The sequence below is a fragment of the Rhodanobacter sp. Root480 genome, from assembly GCF_001426645.1.
Classification (GTDB): Bacteria; Pseudomonadota; Gammaproteobacteria; order Xanthomonadales; family Rhodanobacteraceae; genus Rhodanobacter; species Rhodanobacter ginsenosidimutans.
Map to the genome: position 1 here is coordinate 722,088 of NZ_LMEX01000001.1, position 22,752 is coordinate 744,839.

23 protein-coding genes are annotated in these 22,752 nt (G+C 67.8%); 3 read left to right on the top strand and 20 right to left on the bottom strand.

The features are described from left to right. Positions 1 to 30: 30 nt before the first annotated feature. The 9 genes from ASD22_RS03485 to ASD22_RS03525 form a co-directional block, all read right to left on the bottom strand. On the bottom strand, positions 31 to 489 hold the full coding sequence (locus ASD22_RS03485; protein WP_056078936.1) for a DUF411 domain-containing protein: 459 nt from the start codon (positions 487 to 489) through the stop codon (positions 31 to 33). 83 nt (positions 490 to 572) lie between these two features. After that, positions 573 to 1,229 carry a hemolysin III family protein gene (locus ASD22_RS03490; RefSeq protein WP_056078941.1) on the bottom strand — a complete coding sequence of 219 codons (657 nt, stop codon included), beginning with the start codon at positions 1,227 to 1,229 and terminating at the stop codon, positions 573 to 575. A gap of 39 nt (positions 1,230 to 1,268) precedes the next feature. Beyond that, positions 1,269 to 2,717: an L-aspartate oxidase gene (gene nadB, locus ASD22_RS03495; RefSeq protein WP_056078944.1), complete on the bottom strand. Its 1,449-nt coding sequence runs from the start codon at positions 2,715 to 2,717 to the stop codon at positions 1,269 to 1,271. After that, positions 2,714 to 3,739 (bottom strand): quinolinate synthase NadA, encoded by a 1,026-nt coding sequence (nadA, locus tag ASD22_RS03500; RefSeq protein WP_056078947.1) that lies wholly within the window; start codon positions 3,737 to 3,739, stop codon positions 2,714 to 2,716. The genes nadB and nadA overlap by 4 nt, the downstream gene beginning before the upstream one ends. A gap of 30 nt (positions 3,740 to 3,769) precedes the next feature. Continuing rightward, positions 3,770 to 4,306 carry an SCP2 sterol-binding domain-containing protein gene (locus tag ASD22_RS03505; RefSeq protein WP_235577498.1) on the bottom strand — a complete coding sequence of 179 codons (537 nt, stop codon included), beginning with the start codon at positions 4,304 to 4,306 and terminating at the stop codon, positions 3,770 to 3,772. Positions 4,307 to 4,386: 80 nt separating this feature from the next. Then, positions 4,387 to 4,785 (bottom strand): putative zinc-binding protein, encoded by a 399-nt coding sequence (locus tag ASD22_RS03510; protein WP_056078949.1) that lies wholly within the window; start codon positions 4,783 to 4,785, stop codon positions 4,387 to 4,389. Continuing rightward, a complete protein-coding gene (locus ASD22_RS03515; protein ID WP_056078952.1) occupies positions 4,782 to 6,041 on the bottom strand; it encodes a hypothetical protein in 1,260 nt (419 codons plus the stop codon). Before ASD22_RS03515 ends, ASD22_RS03510 begins: the two co-directional genes overlap by 4 nt. Further along, positions 6,022 to 6,309, bottom strand: a complete 288-nt coding sequence (locus ASD22_RS03520) for a DUF2249 domain-containing protein (protein ID WP_056080895.1) — start codon at positions 6,307 to 6,309, stop codon at positions 6,022 to 6,024. Before ASD22_RS03520 ends, ASD22_RS03515 begins: the two co-directional genes overlap by 20 nt. Positions 6,310 to 6,353: 44 nt before the next feature. Continuing rightward, positions 6,354 to 7,601, bottom strand: coding sequence for an alginate export family protein (locus tag ASD22_RS03525; RefSeq protein WP_056080898.1), 1,248 nt, complete (start codon positions 7,599 to 7,601; stop codon positions 6,354 to 6,356). A gap of 250 nt (positions 7,602 to 7,851) precedes the next feature. Between ASD22_RS03525 and modA the strand changes: the two genes are divergently transcribed. The 3 genes from modA to ASD22_RS03540 are packed head-to-tail and all read left to right on the top strand — an operon-like array spanning position 7,852 to position 9,943. Further along, positions 7,852 to 8,571: a molybdate ABC transporter substrate-binding protein gene (gene modA / locus ASD22_RS03530; RefSeq protein ID WP_200946335.1), complete on the top strand. Its 720-nt coding sequence runs from the start codon at positions 7,852 to 7,854 to the stop codon at positions 8,569 to 8,571. Continuing rightward, on the top strand, positions 8,571 to 9,248 hold the full coding sequence (modB, locus tag ASD22_RS03535; protein WP_056078958.1) for a molybdate ABC transporter permease subunit: 678 nt from the start codon (positions 8,571 to 8,573) through the stop codon (positions 9,246 to 9,248). Before modA ends, modB begins: the two co-directional genes overlap by 1 nt. Positions 9,249 to 9,250: 2 nt before the next feature. Beyond that, positions 9,251 to 9,943: an ATP-binding cassette domain-containing protein gene (locus ASD22_RS03540; RefSeq protein ID WP_056078961.1), complete on the top strand. Its 693-nt coding sequence runs from the start codon at positions 9,251 to 9,253 to the stop codon at positions 9,941 to 9,943. Here the strand turns inward: ASD22_RS03540 and glp are convergent. The 11 genes from glp to nirB are packed head-to-tail and all read right to left on the bottom strand — an operon-like array spanning position 9,933 to position 22,719. Beyond that, positions 9,933 to 11,195, bottom strand: a complete 1,263-nt coding sequence (glp, locus tag ASD22_RS03545; protein ID WP_056078965.1) for a gephyrin-like molybdotransferase Glp — start codon at positions 11,193 to 11,195, stop codon at positions 9,933 to 9,935. The genes ASD22_RS03540 and glp overlap by 11 nt on opposite strands. A gap of 19 nt (positions 11,196 to 11,214) precedes the next feature. Continuing rightward, positions 11,215 to 12,774, bottom strand: coding sequence for a ThiF family adenylyltransferase (locus ASD22_RS03550; protein WP_056078968.1), 1,560 nt, complete (start codon positions 12,772 to 12,774; stop codon positions 11,215 to 11,217). Next, positions 12,771 to 13,013, bottom strand: a complete 243-nt coding sequence (locus ASD22_RS16905; RefSeq protein WP_007080896.1) for a MoaD/ThiS family protein — start codon at positions 13,011 to 13,013, stop codon at positions 12,771 to 12,773. Before ASD22_RS16905 ends, ASD22_RS03550 begins: the two co-directional genes overlap by 4 nt. Further along, the gene (locus ASD22_RS03560; protein WP_056078971.1) at positions 13,010 to 13,603 is read right to left on the bottom strand and encodes an NTP transferase domain-containing protein; all 594 of its coding nucleotides are present in this window, start codon (positions 13,601 to 13,603) and stop codon (positions 13,010 to 13,012) included. The genes ASD22_RS16905 and ASD22_RS03560 overlap by 4 nt, the downstream gene beginning before the upstream one ends. Continuing rightward, positions 13,600 to 14,100 carry a cyclic pyranopterin monophosphate synthase MoaC gene (gene moaC / locus ASD22_RS03565; protein ID WP_056078974.1) on the bottom strand — a complete coding sequence of 167 codons (501 nt, stop codon included), beginning with the start codon at positions 14,098 to 14,100 and terminating at the stop codon, positions 13,600 to 13,602. Before moaC ends, ASD22_RS03560 begins: the two co-directional genes overlap by 4 nt. Positions 14,101 to 14,133: 33 nt before the next feature. Next, the gene (gene moaA / locus ASD22_RS03570; protein ID WP_056078979.1) at positions 14,134 to 15,189 is read right to left on the bottom strand and encodes a GTP 3',8-cyclase MoaA; all 1,056 of its coding nucleotides are present in this window, start codon (positions 15,187 to 15,189) and stop codon (positions 14,134 to 14,136) included. 1 nt (position 15,190) lies between these two features. Continuing rightward, positions 15,191 to 16,393, bottom strand: coding sequence for a molybdopterin molybdotransferase MoeA (locus tag ASD22_RS03575; RefSeq protein ID WP_056078982.1), 1,203 nt, complete (start codon positions 16,391 to 16,393; stop codon positions 15,191 to 15,193). Beyond that, positions 16,393 to 17,241 (bottom strand): uroporphyrinogen-III synthase, encoded by an 849-nt coding sequence (locus ASD22_RS03580; RefSeq protein WP_056078985.1) that lies wholly within the window; start codon positions 17,239 to 17,241, stop codon positions 16,393 to 16,395. Before ASD22_RS03580 ends, ASD22_RS03575 begins: the two co-directional genes overlap by 1 nt. Beyond that, on the bottom strand, positions 17,238 to 19,895 hold the full coding sequence (locus tag ASD22_RS03585) for a nitrate reductase (RefSeq protein ID WP_056078986.1): 2,658 nt from the start codon (positions 19,893 to 19,895) through the stop codon (positions 17,238 to 17,240). The genes ASD22_RS03580 and ASD22_RS03585 overlap by 4 nt, the downstream gene beginning before the upstream one ends. Next, complete coding sequence (gene nirD / locus ASD22_RS03590) at positions 19,892 to 20,239, bottom strand: nitrite reductase small subunit NirD (protein ID WP_056078989.1); 348 nt, start codon at positions 20,237 to 20,239, stop codon at positions 19,892 to 19,894. The genes ASD22_RS03585 and nirD overlap by 4 nt, the downstream gene beginning before the upstream one ends. Continuing rightward, entirely contained in the window at positions 20,236 to 22,719 is a 2,484-nt protein-coding gene (gene nirB / locus ASD22_RS03595; RefSeq protein WP_056078993.1) for a nitrite reductase large subunit NirB, read from the bottom strand. Before nirB ends, nirD begins: the two co-directional genes overlap by 4 nt. Positions 22,720 to 22,752: the final 33 nt, after the last annotated feature.

The window sequence follows — 22,752 nt, forward strand, 5'->3', positions numbered from 1 at the left end:
ATACACCAATAACCGCGCGCTGGCCGGCGCTCAAGCCTTCGGCCCGTGGCTGGCAAACACCCGCGTGGTTCCATCCTTGCCGATCAGCATCACGTCGTAGTGCTGCGGCGCGCCCATTTCCATGCCGGGTGAACCCATCGGCATGCCGGGTGCGGCCAGGCCGCGCGCGTCGGGGTGTTCGGTGAGCAGGCGCTGGATGTCTTCCGCGGGGACGTGGCCTTCGATCACGTAGCCGCCGATTTTCGCGGTGTGGCAGGACGCAGCGTCGGCCGGCACGCCCAGACGGGTCTTGACGGCGGCCATGGCCGGATCTTCGTGCGAGTTGACGGTGTAGCCCTGCGATTCCATGTAGCGAATCCAGTTGACGCAGCAGCCGCACGAGGGGTCGTGGTAGACCTCGATGGCGCTGGTCATGGCCACGGCGGCAACAGGTGACAGGGCCGCGCCCAGGACGAGGGTACGCAGCAAACGGGGCAAGCGATGTTTCATGGGATCTTCTCGGTCAATGGTGTGGCTCGATGCTGGATGATGCCAGTTTTGCCGGTACCTGCCTGCTTGAGCCAGCACCCTACTTAAAACGCATAACCCAGCACCGTGAAATAGTGGCAGCCGGTGCCGGCGAGTACGAACAGGTGCCAGATGAAGTGGCTGTAGCGCAGCCGTTCGTGCAGCAGGAAGAACACCACGCCCAGCGTGTAGGCGGCACCGCCAGCGAACAGCAACGTCAACCCGGCAGCGGGCATGTTTTGCCATAGCGGGCGGATGGCGATCAGGGCCATCCAGCCCATGCCCACGTACAGCGCGGTGGACAGCCGCTCGAAGCGCGCGCCCACCAGCAGTTTGAATACCAGCCCCAGCAAGGCCAGGCTCCAGATCACCGCCAGCAGCGCCAGTCCCCAGCTGTTGCGCAATACGCCCAGCGCAATGGGGGTGTAGGTGCCGGCGATCAGCAGGTAGATGGCGCCGTAGTCGAGGCGTTGCAGCCAGGCCTTGGCACGCACGTGGGAGACCGCGTGATAAAGGGTCGAGGCCATGTACAGCAGGATGGCGCTGCCGCCGAATACCGCCGCTCCCACCATCGCCGCCGTGCTGCCGATGCGCACCGCGTTGACCACCAGGATCGGCAAACCCACGATCGCCAGCAGCACGCCCAGCCCGTGGCTGATGCTGTTGGCGATTTCCTCGCCCATGGTCGAGGGGCGCGATGCGGGTGTGGCAGGTGTCGACATGGGCAGGCCTGTGGGTGTGGGAGGTCAACGACTGGACGTTCAGACGTCCATTTCGGGTGCTGCGATGTAGTGGGCGCCGAGGCTTTCATGGCGTTGCAGGGCCGCGTCCAGCAGCGATTGCGCCAGCCGCGCCTGCCAGCCCTGTCCTTGCCATGCCATCAGCTGCAACAGGTAATGGCGCAGCGACTCGGTTCGACGCACCGGCCCGGCGGCTTGCCACAACAGGTCGCGCAGACGGGACAGATCGGTTGCCGCCAGCGCGCTGCCGCGTTCCGCCCAGCGGTGTTCCCCGCGTCCGACGACCGCCGGCGTTGCCGCCAGCACGGCACCGAGACGGCGGCCGCAGAGGATGCCTTCCAGCAGCGAGTTGCTGGCCAGGCGGTTGGCGCCGTGCACGCCGTTGCAGGCCACCTCACCCGCCGCGTACAAGCCGGGGACACTGGTGCGGCCATCGCCATCCACCACCAGGCCACCCATGTGGAAGTGGGCGGCAGGCGTCACCGGAATCGGTTGTCGACGCGGGTCGATGCCGTGTCTCAGGCAGGCCGCCAGCACGGTGGGGAAAGCGCTCTCCCACTCGGCCGTGATCGTACTGGCGTCAAGCCATACGCGGCCGTCATCGCGCCGGGCCTGCCACACGCGCCGCGCCACCACGTCACGCGGCGCAAGGTCGCCCAGCGGATGCAGGCCTTCCATCAGCAAGCGGCCGCCGGCATCGCGCAGGCGCGCGCCGGCGCCGCGCAGGGCTTCGGTGATCAGCGGCAGGCAATGTGCGCCGGGCACGTCCAGCGCGGTGGGATGGAACTGCACGAACTCCAGGTCGCGTGTACGCGCGCCGGCCGCCATGCCCAGTGCCAACCCGCTGCCATCGGCGCCGGATGGATTGCTGGTGCATGCGAACAGCGCACCGATGCCGCCGGTGGCCAGCACCACCGCCGAGGCCTCGATCACGTGCTGCCTCCCCTGCCCGTCGATGGCGCGCACGCCACACACCGCGCCGTCGCGCAGCAGCAAGGCATCGGCATCGAGCCCACCGCGCCACTGGATATGTGCGGCGCATTGCGCCTTGGCCAGCAAGGCCCGCAACAGCACCGCACCGCTGGCATCGCCACCGGCATGGACGATGCGCGCCACCCGATGACCACCCTCGCGGCCCAGTTTCAGCGCGCCGCCCGCGTCACGGTCGAACGCCACGCCTTGCGCCTGCAACCAGGCGATCGCTTCGGGCGCCTGCGCGCACAGCCAGCGGACCATGGCCACGTTGTTGTGATGGGCACCGGCTACCAGCGTGTCCTCGGTGTGCGCCAGCGGGCTGTCGGCCGGGTCGAGCGCGGCCGCGATGCCGCCTTGGGCCAGCGCGCTGGCACTGCCGGTGCCGTCGATGGCGCGGCACAACAGGCGCACCGGCGCCGGCGCCGCCGCCAGCGCCGTGGCCAGCCCGGCCACGCCGCCGCCGATCACCACGATGGGTGCGCGCGGATGTTTCACACGCTTTCGCGCCGACCCACCGCCAGCATGCGTTGCAGCGCGGCGCGCGCTCGTGCGCTGACATCGGCGGGAATCTCGATGGCGTGTTGCAGGTCGCGCAGGCAGGCGTAGATGTTCTGCAGGGTGATCCGCTGCATGTGCGGGCACAGGTTGCACGGCTTGATGAACTGCGTGGTGGGAAACTGCGCGCGCAGGTTGTCGGCCATGGAGCACTCGGTGATCATCGCCACCCGCGCTGGCTTCTCGCGTTCCAGCCACTTGCCCATCGCCGTGGTGGAGCCGACGAAATCCGCTTCGGCCAGCACCTCGGGCGGGCATTCCGGGTGCGCCACCAGCTTCGCATCGAATTGCTCGCGTGCATGCCGCGCCTGCTGCGCGGTGAACTTCTCGTGCACCTCGCAGCGGCCATGCCACAGCACCAGCTCGACCTTGGTCTGGCCGGCGACATGACGCCCGAGGAATTCATCGGGCAGGAAGATCACCTTGGGCACGCCCAGCGATTCCACCACCTGCACCGCATTGGCCGAGGTGCAGATGACATCGGACTCCGCCTTCACCGCGGCGGAGGTGTTGGCGTAGCTGACCACCGGCACGCCCGGATGCTGCGCACGCAAGGCCAGCACATCGGCAGCGGTGATCGACGAGGCCAGCGAGCAGCCGGCTTCCAGATCCGGAATCAGCACGGTCTTGCCGGGCGCCAGGATCTTGGCGCTCTCGGCCATGAAGTGCACGCCGCACACCACGATCAGCTCCGCATCGCAATCGGCCGCCGCCTGGGCCAGGCCCAGCGAGTCGCCGGTGATGTCGGCCACGCCGTGGAAGATCTCCGGCGACTGGTAGCTGTGCGCCATGATCACTGCGCCACGCTGCTGTTTCAGCGCGTTGATGGCGTCGATCCACGGCAGGTGCATCGGCACCTCCAGACACGGCAGCAAGGGTTCCAGGCGTTCGACCAATGCTGCGTATTCGAGTGGCAAGTCATCGCGCCAGGCGGGCACGGGCAAGGTGTCAGTCACGGTCATGCGTTTCGCCAACAGGGGGAACGGTGGATGTCAGACAGCTTCGCAGCGATGGGCGGCGCGGGCGCTGCGGGCAAATCGCGCGCCCCGGTTCAGCGCGATACGCAGGCCCAGCGGCACCGATTCCCACGGCAGCCGTTCGAGCAGATTGCGCGCGGTGAGGCCCAGTTCGGTATCACCGGTAAGCACCAATGCGCGCTGGAAGAACAGCGTATCGGCGTCTTCCAGTCGGCTGGCCAGCAGCAACAGATCGGTGGCGCTGCCGCGCACGCTGGCCTCGGGCTCTTCATCGACGACGCCCAGGCGATCGCCACGCAGGGTCAGCACCCAGCGCAGGCCCAGGTCGGTCACTTCGATGGCGAGTTTGCGCCCGCGCATGAAGTCGAGTGAACCGTCGTGTATCGGCGTGGCCAGCACGCGCGCCATGGCCGCCTCCAGCCATGCGCGTTGCCAGCGTTGTGGCACGACGATGCGCAGCACCGGCTGCAGACGCCGTGGCGGCGGCAGCAAGCGCAGCAGTCGCGGCGCGAAGCGTTTGGATGGCTGTGGCAAAAAATTGGCAGTGGGCATGATGGCGCGCATCATCGCCGCGATTCGCAGGGTGTTGCCTTGACCCACATCAACAACGCGGCAAGCATGCGCGCCCTGCGTCAATCGGTGGCGTCGATGACGTGCCCCGCCGCCACGGCCAACGCATGCGCCGCCGGCAATACGTTGTTGACGTAGACGTGTTGCGCTTCCCCCGGATCGAAGTCGGCGTGCTTGCGCTTCTTGACGCCATAGTCGGACAGCACCAGATGCGTATCGGCCACCACGCCAGCATTGGCCAGGCAGGCCGAGGCGCATTTAAGTACGCAGCCATCCAGCGCCAGGATGCGGCGGCCGCTTTGCGCGGTGCGCACCAGCCCGGTGACGCCGCCACCGACGCCGGCGATGCAGGACATTTCCGCAACGCCTTCGCGATCCAGTTTCAGCGCAAGATCGTTGGCCATCTGCGCGGCGCTGGAACAGCCCGAGCAGGAATAGACCAGCGGCATTGAAGTACTCATGCATTGTTCTCCATCGTTGACACCTCTCGACTCGACACGAAACCGCGGGCACGGCGGTGTACGCCACGCATCGCCAGCCACACACCCAGCCACGCCAGCACGACCGCCGCGCCGGCAAGCCGTGCCAGCCATGGCGACGGCCACAGCACCACCGCCGGCAACAGCAGCAACGGCACATGCGCCAGCAGCGCCCGGTGCTTGTCGCTGTCCGGCAGCAGCCGTTGCACGCCGGGCACCTGCACGCCGCGGCCGCAGTGGCGGTGCAACTCGATCCAGCCGATGAACGCCACGATCTCCATCGCCATGCACGCCACCAGCAGCGGCAACGCGATACCCACGCCTAGCGCCGCGGCAAGGCGGCCGTCGCCAAGCAGCAGTGCCAGCGATGCCAGCAGCAGTACGCTCAGTCCCGCGCGCCAGCCATGCAGCAAGGGGCCGCGTCGCGGTCGCGGCGCACGCCATTGCAACCACAGCAGCGCCGCCGCCAGCAGCGCGCCGAACACGCCAAGCATCAGCCGCAGGCCAATGTTGTCGCCCTGCTGCAGGCGCCATGCAGCCGCCAGCGGCAGGCCGATCACCACGCCGACCAGCCAGGCCGTCTGGACGGCCGAAGGCAGCGTGCCGGTGCCCTGGAACATCGGCATCACCACGCGCGATACCGTGGCGATCAGCACCACCACCCAACCCAGCACACCCCAACTGGCATGCACGTCGGTCAGCGCCAACGCCGGCCATGTCAGCCAGCCGCCCAACGCCAGCGTGAGGCCGCCGCCCAGTAGTGCCGTAAAGACCGCGCCAAACAAAGCCACGACGAAACCCGCCCGCAACAAATGTTGTGCAGCCGCGGTCAGCAAACCGGGCAAGGTCATGCCGGCCAGCAGCAGGAAACTTGCGGGCAACACCACGCCGGCAGCACCCAGCGCAAAGCGCCAGTGATGATGCAGACCGACCACCAGCAACACGCTGCCGAGATTGAACAAGCCGTGCAGCCACCTGCCCCAGCGCAGCCCGCGCACTTGCACGCCGGCGGCTGCGGGCAGGAACTGCAGCACGCTGCCGAACATCGCGTTGCCCAGCACGCCGAGCGTGAACACATGCACCAGCGCCAGCGTGCCCGGGTTCCAGCGTGAGCGCAGCAGCGCGTCGCCATCGAGGATCAGCAACAGCCCCGCGAACATGCCCCACCACGGCATGCAAAGCAGGAAACGTCGCGGCAAGGCGGGCGCAGGCGCCCGCTCAATCGTCAGCCGGGCCATGCGGATCGGGGCGACGAATCCACACGCGCGCACCTTGGTCGGGCAGCAGCTCCGCCTCGGCGTGCAGGCCACGTTCGGCCAACACCTCCAGCAACGGCAGCGGCATGAACGGGGTGAGCACGCTTAGCGCGCCGCCGGGTGGCAGCGCGTCGGCGGCGGCCAGCGCGCGTTCCATCGGTTCGGGCATGGGCAGCGCGCGCAGGTCGAGTTCGTCGACAGGCGCGGCAACCGGCGAGGCGACAGCGGATCGGTTCGGGAAGAAAGCCATGCCGTCATTGCAACGGCATGGCCACGGCCGCGCGTTGATCTGGGTCAACGCAGCAGGGGTTGCCTCCCATGCCATTCCAGCTGCAACCACAGCCGCGCATCGTCGCGACCGAAACCATCGGCACGGTAATCGGACACCTTCACCAGCGCACTGAGCCCGTCTGTCAAAGGCGCGGACAGCGACGCATTCCACTCGCTGCCGTAATGCCTGTCGCCGTCCGTGCGATGCGTGGCGCGATAGTCATGCCAGCCCACCACCCAACCGAGCCGCGCCGCAACGCCGTGCTGGCCGAGGTTGCCGTTGAACGCGACGTAGCGATCATCCAGCCCGCCGGCCGGCGTCACGTTGAACTGGTCGGCCCAGCCGTTGAACGCATGCAGCGTCCCCAGCGGCGTTTGCAAGGCGTGGTGACCGTTGCCACCGAGGTGCTCCCAGCCCAGCTTCGCGGTGACGCCGTACTGCGTCCACGACGGCTCCGCCAGCCAGTAGGTGTGGACAAACGATTGCGGGTTGTTGGCGTAATCGCGTTGCTGCGCCGCTTCCAGTGCCCAGCCGAAACCGCCATCGGTCGCGGCGGGCTTGCCGGTCCAGCGCAGACCCGAGGTCACGCTGGAGGCAGCGGCCACATCGCGGTCGTCATGCAGGTAGGTGTAGCCGCTCCACTGTTGTTTGCCGTGCACGTAACCGGCGTTGAGCAGATGGGTGTCGAGCCGGCGTTCGCGGGCCTGCGGGTTCAACGCGTCGCGACCGGCCACGCGATGCACGCGATCGAGCCAGTCGTAGCGCAGGGTCCAGCCGCTGGCCGGTTGCCATTGCACGCCGATGCCGTCGAAGGTTTGTTCGTGCTGACGCCAGCCGCTGTTGCCCACCCAGCGCTGGTTGTCCAGCAGCAGGCGGCGGCGCCCGGCGGTCACACCGAAAGTGTCACCCTGCCAGGCAAGCCAGGCCTGGTTGAGCTCGCTGCCGCGAGGATCGGTGATGCCGGGATAACGCGTGCGTCCGTTTGCACCGCTGTTGTAGTCGTTGCCCGCGCTGGCCACGCCGGCTCCTTCCAGCAGTGCGCTCCAGCCATCGCCGAAACTGGCGCGCAGGCCCAACCGCAGGCGCAGCGTATCGGCGCGTGCGTCACGACTGAAGGCGTCGTTGTCGACCTGCTCGTGGCGGGCGCGCATATCCCATTCCAGTTGCAGTGGGGTCGCTGCTGCATCGGTTGTTGCCGCGTGCGCGGGCAACGTCAGCATGCCCACTGCCAGCAGGCAGCTTGCCGAAAGAACCTTGTGCTTCACCTTCATCACCATGCTCCCTTGTGGATGGGGAGCAGTCTCTGCGCGGTCCGGGTGATGCCGTTTGACGGCCGTCAAATCCGCACGAAAAAAGCGGCCGGCGTGACAACGCGCCACACCGCCGCCGCCGCGACATGCATGCCATCGCGAGCGCGGATGACCGCACATTCCGGGGGATATATATTCAACGACATTCAAACGGGATGGCCGCATGAAACAAACCAGGCGTCGATGCCTCGCGCTGCTTTTCGTGCTGCCGATGGCGTGCATCAGCGCTACCGCCTTCGCAGCGGATCTGGTGGTTTCCGCGGCGTCCAGCCTCACCAACGCCTTCCAGGAGGTGGCGCGCGCCTACGAGGCCGTCCATCCCGAAACGCATGTGGTGTTGAACTTTGCCTCGTCCGATACCTTGATGCGCCAGATCGTGCAGGGCGCGCCGGTGGACGTGTTCGCCTCGGCGGACCAGACGGCGATGGATCGCGCGCAGGCGCAGGGTGTGCTGAGCGCCGGCAGCCGCGTCGATTTCGCGGCCAACCAGCTGGTGTTGATCGTGCCCTCCTCCAGCCACGCACGCGTCGACGCGCTGAAGGATCTGCTCGGGCCAACGTTCAAGCGCGTCGCCTGGGGCAACCCCGCCTCGGTGCCGGCGGGACGTTACGCGCGGCGCGTCCTTGAAGATGCGGGGCTTGCCGGTGCGCTTGAGTCGCGGGCGGTACTGGCGCAGAACGTGCGCCAATGCCTCGACTACGTCCGCCGTGGCGAAGTGGATGCGGGTTTCGTCTATGCCACCGATGCGGCGATGGCGCGCGAGCGGGTGCGGATCGCCTTGCGGCTGGATTCGCCCACGCCGATCACCTATCCCATGGCGATCGTGGCGCAGGCCGCGCATGCGTCCGCAGCGCGATCGTTCCAGCACTTCGTACTTTCCGCTGACGGGCAGGCCCTGTTGGCGAAGTACGGTTTCCTGAAACCGCACTGATGGCACCGGATATCTGGCAGCCGTTGTTGCTGTCGCTGAAAGTGGCGCTGTGGGCGACCGGCCTGAACCTGCTGCTGGGCGTGGCCACCGCGTTCGCCCTGTCGCGCTGGCGATCGCGACTGAGCCCTCTGCTGGATGCGATGTTCACCCTGCCGCTGGTGTTGCCGCCGACCGTGCTGGGTTACTACCTGCTGGTGCTGCTGGGCCGGCGCGGGGCGTTCGGCGCGTGGCTGGAGCATTGGGGGATCAACCCCGTGTTCACCTGGCAGGGCGCGGTGATCGCCTCCACCCTGGCGGCGTTTCCACTGGTGCACAAGGCTGCCAGGGCGGCGTTCGAGAGTGTCGATCCGCAGCTGGAAAGCGCGGCGCGGGTGTTGGGTTTGTCGCGACTGGCGGTGTTCTTCCGGGTCTCGCTGCCGTTGGCATCGCGCGGCATCGTGGCCGGCGCCCTGTTGGCTTTTGCGCGGGCGCTGGGCGAGTTCGGCGCCACCTTGATGATCGCCGGCAATCTGCCCGGACGCACGCAGACGTTGTCGGTGGCGATCTATTCGGCGATCGAAGCCGGTGATGAAGCCGGCGCCAATACCCTGGTGGTCGTCGCCTCGCTCACCTGCATCGTGGTGCTGTTGCTGGCCGGTCGACTCACCCGGGGGCATGCCCCGCAGCGGGTGGTTTGAGCATGGTGATCGACGTCGACATTCGCCACACGCTGGCTGGCCCGCATCGACCGTTTTCGCTGGACGTGCGGTTTCGCTCGGAGCATGCGCGCATCGTTCTGTACGGACCGTCCGGCTCGGGCAAGAGTCTCACCCTGCGCGCCATCGCGGGACTGATCACGCCCGATCAAGGCCGCATCGCGGTGCATGGCCAGACCTGGTTCGATACCGACCAACACATCTGCCTGCCCGCCCCGGCGCGTCGGGTGGGCTATCTGTTTCAGGACTACGCGCTGTTTCCCCATCTCACCGTGGGCCAGAACGTGGCGTTCGGCCTTGGCGCGGGCTGGCGCAATCCGTCGCGTCGTTCCTTGCCCGACGCGGCGCGGCATTGGCTGGCGGCGTTCGAGCTGGATGACCTCACCGATCGCTACCCCTGGCAGATTTCCGGCGGACAGCAGCAGCGCGTGGCATTGGCGCGCGCGCTGGCGCCGGACCCTCAGCTGCTGTTGCTGGACGAACCCTTCGCCGCGCTGGACCCACCGTTGCGCGCACGCATGCGCGAGCATCTGCTCGCGCTGCAATCGCGGCTGGGCCTGCAGATGCTGATGATTACCCACGACCCATCCGACGTGGAGGCACTGGGCGAACACGTGCTGGAGATCCGCGAAGGGCGCATCCACGCGGACTCGCGAACAGCAGACGTTACGGGCTGAAGTCTGGTCCGGCGCTCAGGCACAGCGGTGTCGCCAGCTCAAGACTGGCGATCTTCACCGGCATGCCGGCAGCGCAGTCGCCGGCCTGCTCATCCAGCACGATCCAGGCGTCGGCGTTTGCAAAAGGCTGGATGCGAAACGGCTCCTGTCGCTCGACGGGGCGTGCCTGCAGCTGGCCGCGATCGTCCAGCCACAGCGTGGCGCGCAGGAAATGGCGCAACCCGGGTTTGGGGTGCTGCGGCGAAGCCAGCACGGCGCGAAGGGTTGGCTCACTGCCCTGCCCGCCCATCGCACGCAGCACGGGCGCCACGAAGAAACGGGCGCCGACGGCCACCGCCATCGGCGTGCCCGGCAAGCCAAGCACCAGTGGGCCGGTGTGCAGGCGCGCAGCGAGCAGGGGTTTGCCCGGACGCATTGCGACCTTGTGGAACAGCACCTGCGCGCCAAAGTGGCGCAGTGCTGCAGGCACGAAGTCGTATCGGCCCATGGATACCGCACCGGTGCTGATCACCAGGTCGACGCCCGCCTCGACGGCGCGCTGCAAGGCTTCCAGGTACGGGTGCACCGTGTCGTCGACCGTTTCGCAAGACACCACGTCGGCGCCCGCGCGCTGGAGCGCCGCCGTCAGGTACGGGCCGTTGGAGTTGTGGATCTGGCCATCGCGCAAGGGTGCGGGCGGACCGGTCTGCAATTCCTTGCCAGTGCAGATGATCGCCACGCGCGGACGACGGACCACGGCGACGTGGGCGACACCCAGCGCCGCCAGCAACATGATCTGCGCCGGCTCGATGCACGTCCCCGCGGCCAGCACGTTCGCACCACGCGGCACGTCCGTGCCCATCCGCCGCACGTTCCGACCGTGCGCGATGTCATCGAGCAGCCGGATGCGATGTGGCGCGCCATCAGGCCGCGCCTGCAGCATCTCGGTGCGCTCCACCGCGATCACCGCGTCGAATCCCTGCGGCAGTCGGGCGCCGGTCATGATTTCGCAGACACCCGATCCCGCGATGTGGCCGCCGTCGCCCGCCGCCTGCGAACCGTGGACGTGATGCTCGGAACCGCCGTGCGACGACGCGCCCGCCTTCAGCGCGTAGCCGTCCATGGCTGCGTGATCGAAGGACGGCAAGGCCAACGGGCTGGTTACCGTATCGGCAAGCACGCGGCCGGTGGCATCGGTGAGCGCGCAGGTTTCCGATGGCAGGACCGACAGCGGCGCGAGCAGGCGTTCGATGGCGTCGCGGTAGGAGATCATGGCCGTCCAAACGCTCCGATCATGCGCATACGGCGCTGTCGCGCAGCGCGTTCAGGCCGCCAACCAGCGAGTACGCTTCGACGCCGCGCTGACGCAGTTGCCGCGCGGCATGGTGGCTGCGCTTGCCACTGGCGCATACCAGCAGCACGTCGCCGTGGAAGGGACCGAGCGGACACCTGGCGATCTCGCTGGCGGGGATGCATGGCGACGCGACCGGTAGCGGTGACGCATCGATTTCGTCCGCGTCGCGCACGTCGACGACCACGAAACCACGGGCCACCGCATCAGCCAGCTCGTCGAAACGGCGATCGATATCCACCATGGCGGTATCGAGTGCCCGTTGTGCCACGACCGTGCAGCCACCATGCAGGGAGCAGCCGCTGCCCACATCGACGGGCAGGCGTTGGCGGGTGCCTTCGAGCAGGTCGACCAGTTGCAGTGACGGATCGCCGGCGCCAGGCAGACCAAGCAGCAGCTTCAGCGCCTCCATCGCCTGCAGGGTGCCGAGCACTCCGGGCACCGGACCCAGTACACCGGTCTCGGCGCAGCTCCCGGCCAGGGCTGGTGAGGGTGGCTCGGGCCACAGGCAGCGCAGGCAGGCGTGGCCGGGGAGCGCGCTGACCACCTGGAGCTGGCCCTCGTACTGGTAGACGCTGGCGAGGATCAGGGGCGTGCCGGTGAGCACGGCGGCATCGTTGGCGAGATAGCGGCTGCCCAGGTCATCGGTGCATTCGACCACCAGGTCGAACTGCGCGAACACGTCCGCAATGGTGTCCGCACGCAGGGGCTCGGCGAAGGTCTGCACTTTCACGACAGGATTGAGCGCCGCCACCCGGCGCGCCGCCAGATCGACCTTGCGCTGACCGATATCGCGCGCGTCGTACATCACCTGGCGATGCAGGTTGCTGGCCTCCAGTACATCGTCGTCGACGATCCCCAGCGTGCCCACGCCCGCGCCGGCGAGGTAGCTGATGACCGGGCAACCCAGCCCACCCGCACCGATCACCAGCACGCGGGCCGCGGCGAGTTTCCCCTGGCCGGTATCGCCAACCTCGCGCAGCCGGGTCTGGCGCGAATAGTCGGGCATGAAGGTGGATGGCACGCGTAGGTGACCCTCGTGCGAGTGGCCGTCTGGATGGTCGTCTGCTTCGACATGTGCCGCGTGCGTGCAGGCAACCCAGGCGGTATCGCCATCGATGTAGTGCTCTTTCTTCCAGATCGGCAACCGGTGCTTGATCTCGTCGATGATGTAGCGGCAGGCCCGGAACGCTTCGTCGCGATGCGCGGCGGACACGCCGATCCACACCGCCAGGTCGCCGATCTTCAGGTCGCCCACCCGGTGCACGCAGTGGGCGGCCAGCACGCCGTAGCGTGCCACGGCCTCGTCCACCACGCGTTCGCCTTCGCTGATGGCCAGCTCGGCATAGGCCTCATAGGCCAGGCCGCTGACTTCGCGCCCTTCGTTGTTGTTGCGTACCCAGCCTTCGAAAGAACAAAAGCCGCCGCTGCCGGAATGCTTGAGGGCGTCACGCAAGGTGGCGACGTCGACGGGTTCGGTGGCGAGCGTGAAGCGCGTCATCCGCCGGCCACCGGTGGAATGAAGACGATGGTGTCGCCGTCGTCGACCGCCCTGCCCCAATCGCTGAAGCGGACATTCACCGCCACCTTGAGCGCGTCGGTAGGAAGCGTGAAGCCGTGCCGGCCGCACAGTTCGTCGTAGAGGTCGCGCAGCGTGGCCGCCGCGGTATCGATCTGTTCGATGCTGGCGCCCGCCTGTTCGCGCAACTGGGCGTAGTACTGCACGGTGATCCGGCTCATGAAAGCACCTCCAACTGGCGTTGCATCTGTTCGAATTCCTGCGGCGTGTTGATGTTGTCCAGCGTGTTGCCAGGCGGCGGCAGCAAGCGAATGTCGGCCTGGATCAGCACCTTGCGCGGGCAATAGCTGCCGGCCTCATGGCGTTGTTTGAGCCGCTGGTGGATCGGTGGCTCCCACAGCGTGCACAGCGGCTCGGGCAGGCCGTCGAAGCGGCTGGCGAAGGCGGTGGCTTCCTTCGCCGGATCGCGTGCGGCGATCAGCGTGCGCAGCGTGGTTTCATCCAGCAATGGCAGGTCGCAGGCGATCACCAGCCAGGCGGCTTCCGGGAAGGCATCGTGCGCCGAAAGGATGCCGGCCACCGGGCCGACCGCGTCGTACGTATCGATCAGTTGCGGCAGGCTGGCGCGCAATGGCTCGTCGTGCTGGCTGTCGCGCACGGAAACGAAGGCGCGTTCGGTGAACGCCGTCAGCAAGCGCCATGCGCGCAGCAGTTGCGGCTCGCCGCTGTAGTGCAGTTGCGCCTTGTCGCGCCGCATGCGACGGCTGGCACCGCCGCACAACAACAGGCCGTGGAGTGGCGCGGCGCTCATGCGGATGTTTCCGCGCTGTGGTCGACATCGCGCTTGCCGCCGGTCTTGGCCAGCAGGCGGATCTCGGCGATCACGATGTCGTGCGACAGCGCCTTGCACATGTCGTAGATGGTGAGCGCGGCGACGCTGGCGCCGGTGAGCGCCTCCATCTCCACGCCGGTTCGCCCCTGGCAGGCCACGGAGCACGCAATCAGTGCGTCGTCGCCCTGCATGGTGATGTCGATGTGGCAGCGGTCCAGCGCCAGCGGGTGGCAAAGCGGTATCAGCTGCGCGGTGGCCTTGGCGCCCATCACGCCGGCGATGTTGGCCACGGTGAGCACCGCGCCCTTGGCCGTGACATGGCCGGCGCGATGCAATTGCGCGGCGACCTCGGGCGGAAACCGCACCCGCGCCAACGCCTGCGCGGTGCGCCGGGTCACCGCCTTGGCACCGACATCGACCATCGCCGGCCGGTTCGCGTCATCGACGTGGGAAAGCGTTTGTGCGGCAACGGTCATGGGCGTCCTCGGACAGGAGTGCGTGGGGGGAAGTCAGCCACCGATGTAATGCATTTCAATCTTGCGCACGGCGCGCAGGCGGTGCTCCCTGCGTTCCTCGCTGTAACGGTCGTTGCGGCGAAGCCAGGTGTGGCGCAGGCGTTCGCGCAAGGCCTCGTCGTTGCTGGCGTCGCGCAGCAGGCGGCGCAGGTCGGTGCCTTGTGCCGCGAACAGGCAGGTGTAGAGCGAGCCTTCGGACGACAACCGTGCCCGCGAGCAATCGCCGCAGAACGGTTCGCTGATCGAGGAGATCACGCCGATCTCGCCCTGCCCGTCGCGGAAGCGGAAGCGTGTGGCCACCTCGCCTTCGCAACGGGGCGGCAGCGGATCCAGTGGCCAGCGCGCGTCGATGGCCGCGATCAGCTCGGCCGATGGCACCACCGCATCGCGGCGCCAGCCGTTGCGGTTGCCGGTGTCCATGTATTCGATCAGGCGCGGCACGATGCCGCTGCCACGGAAACGCTGCACCAGGTCGAGCACCGTGTGGTCGTTGACGCCGCGCTGCACCACCGTGTTCAACTTGATCCCGCCGGGAAAACGGGCCGCCTGCGCCGCTTCGATGCCTGCCAGCACCTCGTCCAGTGCGCCACGACCACCGCTCATGCGGTGGAACAGCGCCGGGTCCAGCGTATCCAGGCTCACCGTCACCCGGTCCAGCCCGGCCTCGCGCAGCGAGGTGGCATGGCGTCCCAGCAGTACGCCGTTGGTGGTCATCGCCAGGTCGGTGATGCCGTCGATCCCGCGCAGGCGCGCCACCAGCTCGTGCAGCTTCGGGCGCAGCAGCGGTTCGCCGCCGGTCAGTCGCAGCTTGCTGACGCCGAGCGACGCGGCGATGCGGCACAGCCGCTCGATCTCGTCGAAGCTCAACCGTTGCTGGTTGTCCAGGAAGGTGTAGTGGTCGCCATAGATCGACTCGGGCATGCAATAGGTACAGCGAAAGTTGCAGCGGTCCATCACCGATATGCGCAGATCGTGCAGCGGCCGGCCACGCTGATCCCTCAGCGCGGGCGACGCGGGGAAGATATCGGTGCGGGCGAGTGGAACGCTCATGTCACCACCTATGCAGAACGGCTATGGTCCCGACGGGCGCGGCGCCAGCTGCGGGCGCCAACTCGACCACGCCGTGGGTTTGCGGCAACGAGGAAAAGTCGCCCGAAGTGAGGCTGGGTTGCGGCCGCGCCATGGTCCGGCCGTGGTCGTCGTGTTGTACGTCCACCGGAACGAAACAGGTGAGGGACGGATGCGTGGCGGCCGCGGCCGCCAGCACGACCTTGACCGGCGCAGCCGCGGTCAGGCCGATGGCGTGCTCCAGCGCCGGCAGCAGGTAACGCACGGCACACACCAGCGCCGACACCGGGTTGCCCGGCAACGCGAAGATCACCTGCCCCTGTGGCCCGATACCAAACCACATCGGCTTGCCCGGCCGCTGTGCGATGCCGTGCAGCACTTCCTGCACGCCAAGCGCGTGCAGCGCGGCGGGCACGAAGTCGCGCTGGCCGACCGAGACGCCGCCGCTCAATACCAGCACCTGTCGGGTTGCCAGCAAACCGGCAAGCACCTGCGTGGCGATCTTCAGATCGTCCGGCAGCCAGGTGCGCCCCACGTCGTCGAAGCCTCGCGTCGCCAAAGCCGCGGCCAGGGCGCGGTCGTTGGAGCGACGAATCTGCCCCGGCGCCAGCGCCTGATCGACCTCACGCAATTCGTCGCCGGTAGCGACGATCGTCACCGACGGCCGCTTCGCCACCTCGACCTGGGCCACGCCATTGGCTGCCAGCACGGCGACCTCGGGCGAGCGGATGCGCGTGCCCGATCGCAGCAGGAGTTCGCCTTCGCGACAGTCGGCACCGCGCGGATGGATGAACTGGCCGGGTGTGGGTTCATAACCATCGCTCAGCACGAATCGTTCGCCCTCGCGCCGCGTCTGCTCGATGGGAACCACGCTGTCGCAGCCGCGCGGAAGCATCGCGCCCGTGGTCACTTCGATGCAGGCGGCGGGATCGTCCAGCACCTGCTCGGCCATGCCCGCCAGCGCCAGTCCGGCGCGCCGGAAGCTGCACAAGGTGCCCGTACCGGCAGCGATCGCGATGCCATCCATCATCACCCGGTCGAACGGCGGCTGGTCGCGCTCGGCCTGCACGCTCTGGCGCAACACCCGACCCGTCGCTGCATCCAGCGCCACGCGCTCGGTGCCGAACGACGGCATGTGCGCGTGAATGCGCTGCTCCGCTTCGGCAACGCTCAGCAGGCTCTTCATCAAGCTGAACCGCCGTGCGGCAAGCGCGATGCCTGCCATGCCGCAGCGATCACGTTGACCAGCGGTTTCAGGTGGAAATTGCGCTCGGGGCGCAGGATGGTGCGGACACCCAGCTCGCGCAGCGTCGTCTCGATCACCGGGCCGATGGCGGCGATCGGCATGCGGGTGAGCGCGTGCAGCAGCGTGTCGCGCAGGCCAGCGTCCCTGGCCACGCCGAGCAGCCGGGTGAGCTGGGCCGAGCTGGTGAACGCCACCATGTCCAGTTGCCCGCCGACCAGTTCCTCGATGGCTTGCAGCACCTCGGTGGTGTCGCTGTCCGAGGCGTAACGGTAGGGCGTTACCGGAAACACGATGGCGCCGCGCGCGCGCAAACCGTCGAGCAGCGGCAGGCCCCCATCACCCGGATAAAGCTGCAGGCCGAGCCGGCGGCCGCTCAGATCCTCGGCGGCAAACGCCTGCAACACACCTTGCGAGGTCGGTTCCGGTGCCGGCAGCCACGGTGCAGGCAGGCCCAGTTCGCGCAGGGCGCGCGTGGGCTTGGGACCGCGGGTGATGGCGCGGCTGCGTTTGAGCGCGGCGATCACCACATCGCGCCGGCCGATTCTCTCGGCGATGCCGACCAGCCGGTGAAGCCCGTCGCCGGTCATCCAGATCACGTCGCGAAAATCGCCGGCCAGCAGCTGCCCGATCCACGTCTCGGCCTCGGTGCTGTCCTCGAGATCGAGGATCTGCACCAGCGGACAGCGGCGCGTGGTGGCGCCCTTTTTCTCCAGCATGCCGGCGAACAGATCCAGCTCGCGGCTTTCCGGCACGAGGATGCGCAACTGGTCGAGCGGTCCGCTGGTCATGCCTGCACTCCGGTCTCGATGACGTTCAACGCCAGCATTTTCTTCAGCTCGGGCAGGCACGAACCGCAGTTGGTGCCGGCGCCCAGCAGCGCGCCGATCTCGGCCGTGCTGGTCAAGCCATGTTCGCGGATGGCCTTGCGGATGCTGGCCTCGCTGACCGACATGCACGAGCAGACGATGTTGCCTGATGTTTGCGGCCCTGCTTCCAGGCCGGCCAGCAGGCCCAGTCGCTTCAATGCGTCGAGCGGCTGGCCGAGCAAGGCGCTGGCGGCTTCGGCTTCGGGAAACGTGGCTTGCGGCGCGGCGAAGAACACGCAGGCGTCGAGCTTTCCATCGACCAGGCCGGCGTAGCGGAAGACGGATTTCCTGGGGTCGGCGTAGGAGATCAGCTCGGCCGTGGCATCGATCTGCAGCAGGTGGCGAAGCGTCTGTTCGGAATCGATCAGCGCCTGCAATGCGGTGAGGCCGGACAGCTCGTAGCGGGAACCCGTGGCGATCGGCGCCTTGCTCCACAGCCCGTCGTCACCCAGCGACAGTTGCCCGTCGCGACGTCGCAGCAGCACGCCACGCCAGGTTTCGCTCAATGCGGTGACCTGCACCGGTGTGCCCTTGAGATCCGGCTGGCCCGATACCGGATCGGTCAGCGCATGCACCAGCCGGTCGGTGGGACCGCTGGAGGCGAACTGGTCGGTCCAGTGCATCGGCGCGAACACCTGGCCCTGGCGCAGGCCCGGATCGATTTCCACCCGCAGGCTGGTCTGCCCTTGCGCACTGCTGACCCGCGCCAGGCCACCGTCGACGATGCCACGCAGCATCGCGTCGCGCGGATGCAGCGCGAGTCGCGGGCCGGGGCTGTGCGTCATCAGGTGGGGGATGCGCCCGGTGCGGGTCATGGTGTGCCACTGGTCGCGCACGCGACCGGTGTTGAGAATCAGCGGAAAGCCGGCCAGTTTCGCGTCGGCGCGGATCGCCAGCGGCAGCATGCGCGCGCGTCCGTCGGCGGTGGAAAAGCGGCCGCGTGCGAACAGCCGCGCGTGGCTGGCGCCCTGCCCTGATGCGGGACACGGCCACTGCACGGGATCGAGCGCCTCGTAGGCGTCGTTGTCCAGCGTGGCCAGCGCACCCAGGTCGAGCCGGCGTTGGCCGTTGTTCTCGAACGCGGTGAGCGCGGCATGCTCGCGAAAGATCGCCGCCGGCGTCTCGAACGCAAACGCCTCGCGCCAACCCATGCGCTTGCCGACTTCGGCAAACATCCACCAGTCCGGGCGCGCCTCACCGGGCGCCGCGCGAAAGCGGCGCTGGCGCGAGATGCGGCGTTCCGAGTTGGTCACGGTGCCGTCCTTCTCGGCCCAACCGGCGGCAGGCAGCACGATGTCGGCCAGCGCCGTGGTGTCGGTGGGCCACGCGTCGGAGACGATCACCAGCGGACAGGCGCGCAAGGCCTCGCGCACGAGATCCGCGCGCGGCATGCTGTTGGCCGGGTTGGTGGCAGCGATCCAGATCGCCTTCAGCCGGCCATCGGCGGCGGCCTCAAACAGGTCCACCGCCTTGTAGCCGGGCGTGCGGGCTACCTGCGGCGCGTTCCAGAAGCGGCCGACGCGATCCACGCTTTCCGGCTCGAAACCCATGTGCGCAGCCAGCTGGTTTGCCAGCCCACCAACTTCGCGGCCGCCCATGGCGTTGGGTTGCCCGGTGAGCGAAAACGGTCCCATGCCGGCGCGGCCGATGCGTGCCGTGGCCAGGTGGCAGTTGAGGATGGCGTTGACCTTGTCGGCGCCATTGGCGGACTGGTTCACGCCTTGCGAGTAAAGCGTCATCACGCGCTCGGTGCGCGCAAAGCTGTCGTAGAAACGCAGCACGTCGGTAGGGTCGAGATCGGTGGCCGCGGCCACCAGCTCCACCGAGCCGGCTGTGGCGCGGGCAGCGGTGACGGCCTCGTCGAAACCGGCTACATGCTCGCTCACCCAGTCGCGATCGACCTTCCCCGCATCCACCAGATGCACCAGCAAGCCGTTGAACAGCATCACGTCGCCGCCGGGGGCCAGCGGCAGATGCAGGTCGGCCATGTCGGCGGTGGCGGTGCGGCGCGGGTCGACGTTGATCAACTGCGTGCCGCGCTTCTCGCGCGCGGCCATCAGGCGCTGGTACAGCACGGGATGGCACCACGCCATGTTGCTTCCCACCAGCACCACCAGGTCGGCTTCCTCCAGGTCCTCGTAGCAACCGGGCACCACGTCTTCGCCAAACGCACGCACGTGGCCGGCCACGGTGGATGACATGCACAGCCGCGAATTGGTGTCGATATTGCCCGCGCCGATGAAACCCTTCATCAGCTTGTTGGCGACGTAATAGTCCTCGGTGAGGAACTGGCCGGAGACGTAGAAGCCGATGGCGTCCGGCCCGTGCTCATCACGGATGCGGGTGAACTCGGCGGCGATGCGATCCAGCGCCTCGTCCCAACCGGCAATGCGTCCGCCGATGGTGGGTTGCTGCAGCCGGTCCGGCAGGTTCAACGCATCTTTCAGCGCCGCGCCCTTGGAGCACAGCCGCCCGAAATTGGACGGGTGCTCGCGATCGCCGCGCGGCACGCCGCCCTCCACCGTCACGCCGCAGCCCACGCCGCAATAAGGACAGGTGGAGCGGATGGTGCTCACGCGATGGCCTCAACCGCCGGCTCGGGCAGGTAGACGTGGATGTTGCCGTCCACCACGCGTAGCGGTATCGGCCCTGCCCTGCCCTCGTCCGGCGCCACGGCTTCGCCGGAGTCCAGCGCTATGCCCCAGTTGTGCAAGGGACAGGTGACGGTCTTGCCCGAGACGAGGCCCTCGGACAGCGGCCCGCGCTTGTGCGGGCATTCGTCGATGAGGGCGAACACCTCGTCGTCGCGGGTGCGGAACACCGCGATCGGCCGGCCGGCCTGGCGCAGGCACAGGCGGCGGCTGCCGCTGCGCGGGATGCTTTCCAGCGGGCCGATGTTTTTCCAGTCGTGTGCGCTCATGCCAAGGCTCCCGCGAGTTCCGGCAGGGGTTGAAAGGCTTCGGCCGCCACGCCGCTGGCGCGTTCGTGCCAGGGGTCGACGCGGGCGAAGGTTTGCGAATACAGGAAGCGCTGGCACAACTGCTCGCGTCCTTCGGCGTCCTCCACCAGGCGCCGCTTGACGTAGTCGATGCCGACGCGGGCGATCCATGGCGCGCTGCGTTCCATGTAATGCGCCTCCTCGCGATACAGCTGCATGAAGGCGCCGGCGTACTGCAGCACCTCGTCCTCGGTGGATACACGCACCAGCAGGTCGGTGACGCGCACGTCGACGCCGCCGTTGCCGCCGACCAGGAGGTCGTAGCCCGCGTCGATGCAGATCACGCCCAGGTCCTTGATGCTGGCTTCAGCGCAGTTGCGCGGGCAGCCGGAGACGGCGAACTTCACCTTGTGCGGCGTCCAAGAACCCCAGCACATCTTTTCCAGCTTCACGCCCAGACCGGTCGAATCCTGCGTGCCGAAGCGGCACCATTCCTTGCCGACGCAGGTCTTCACCGTGCGCAGCCCCTTGGCGTAGGCATGGCCTGAGACCAGCCCGGCCTGGCCCAGGTCGCTCCACACGGCGGGCAGGTCTTCCTTCTTCACGCCCAGCAGGTCGATGCGCTGGCCGCCGGTGACCTTGACCGTGGGGATCTTGAATTTTTCCGCCACGTCGGCGATCGCGTGCAGCTCGGCCGGCGTGGTCAGGCCGCCCCACATGCGCGGCACCACACTGTAGGTGCCGTCCTTCTGGATGTTGGCGTGCAGGCGCTCGTTGACGAAGCGCGAGCTGGCGTCGTCCTGGTATTCGCCCGGCCATTCGCACAACAGGTAGTAGTTCAAAGCGGGGCGACACTTGTGGCAGCCCTCGGGTTTCTTCCACGCCAGTGCGGCGCGCACTGCATCCATGCTCTTGAGCTGCTGCGTACGGATGGCGGCGCGCACCTCGTCGTGATCCGCCTCGGTGCAGTCGCATACGGTCTTCTTCGTTGCCTTGGCATCCACGCCGGCGGCGTACGCCAGGATCTCCTCGACCTGGCCGGTGCACTGCCCGCAGGAGGCCGAGGCCTTGGTGTGCGCGCGCACTTCGGACAGCGTGGTCAGCTTGAGCGTGCGGATCGCCTTGACGATGTCGCCCTTGCACACGCCGTTGCAGCCGCAGATCTGGGTGTCATCGCGCATGGCCTCGTAATCGACCGCTTGCGCGCCGCCGCTTTCCGCCTCGGCGAAGGCCTTGCCGAATACCAGCCGTTCGCGCAAGGCGGAAACGTCTTCCTTGTCGCGCATCAATTTCAGGTACCACTGGCCATCGACGACGTGCCCGTACAGCACCACGCCGACCAGGCGTCCATCGCGCAACACGATCTTCTTGTAGACGCCGCTGGACTCGTCGCGCAGCATGATCTCTTCATCGGACTCGTCCGCCGCCATCAGCGCGCCGGCGGAAAACACTTCCACGCCGGTGATCTTGAGGCTGGTCGACAAGGCCTTGCTGGCGAAGATGGCCGCCTGGTCGCCTGCCAGCCGCGCACCGCACACCTTGGCCTGATCCCAGATGGGCGCCACCAGGCCGAACACCTGTCCCCGATGCTCGACGCACTCGCCCACCGCAAAAATGAGCGGGTCGCTGGTGCGCATGTCATCGCCCACCACGATGCCGCGGTTGATCTCCAGCCCGGCGGCAACGGCCAGTTCGATGCGCGGACGAATGCCGATCGCCAGCACCACCAGGTCGGCGGGAATCTCGCGCCCGTCTTCCAGCAGAACGCTTTCGGCGTGATCGACACCGGTGATCTCCTTGGTCTGGCCCTCGGTGAAGAAGGCAATGCCGCGACGATCGAGATCACGCTGCAGCAACTGGCCGGCGGCGGCGTCGAGCTGGCGTTCCATCAAGGTCGGCATCAAGTGCACCAGCGCCACCGACATGCCGCGCTGGCGCAAACCCCACGCCGCCTCCAGCCCCAGCAACCCGCCACCGATGACCACCGCATGCCTGTGCGTGCGCGCCGCGGCCAGCATCTTGTCGACATCGGCAATGTCGCGGAACGCACACACGCCGGGCAGCTCCAGCCCCGGAATGCGCGGCGCCAATGGCTTGGAGCCGGTCGCGATCAGCAGGCGGTCGTAAGGCACGCAGATGCCATTCGCCGATGTCACCGTGCGCGCATCCCGATCGATGGCGGTGACCTCGTCGCCGGTGATCAGGCGGATGCCGTTTTCCTCGTACCACTCGCGCGGGTTGATGACGATCTCGTCGAGTTGCTTGTCGCCGGCCAGCACGCTGGACAACATGATGCGGTTGTAATTGACGTGGGGCTCGGCGCCGAACACGGTGATGCGATAGCGCTTGCCGCCTTCATGCTTGAGCAGTTCCTCCACCGTGCGCATGGCGGCCATGCCATTGCCGATCACCACCAGTTGCGCGATGGGTGGGATGCGGGCGAGATCGTCGTTGATGTACATGGAGTCGCTCCGGTGGGGTGTGGGAGAGGAGGT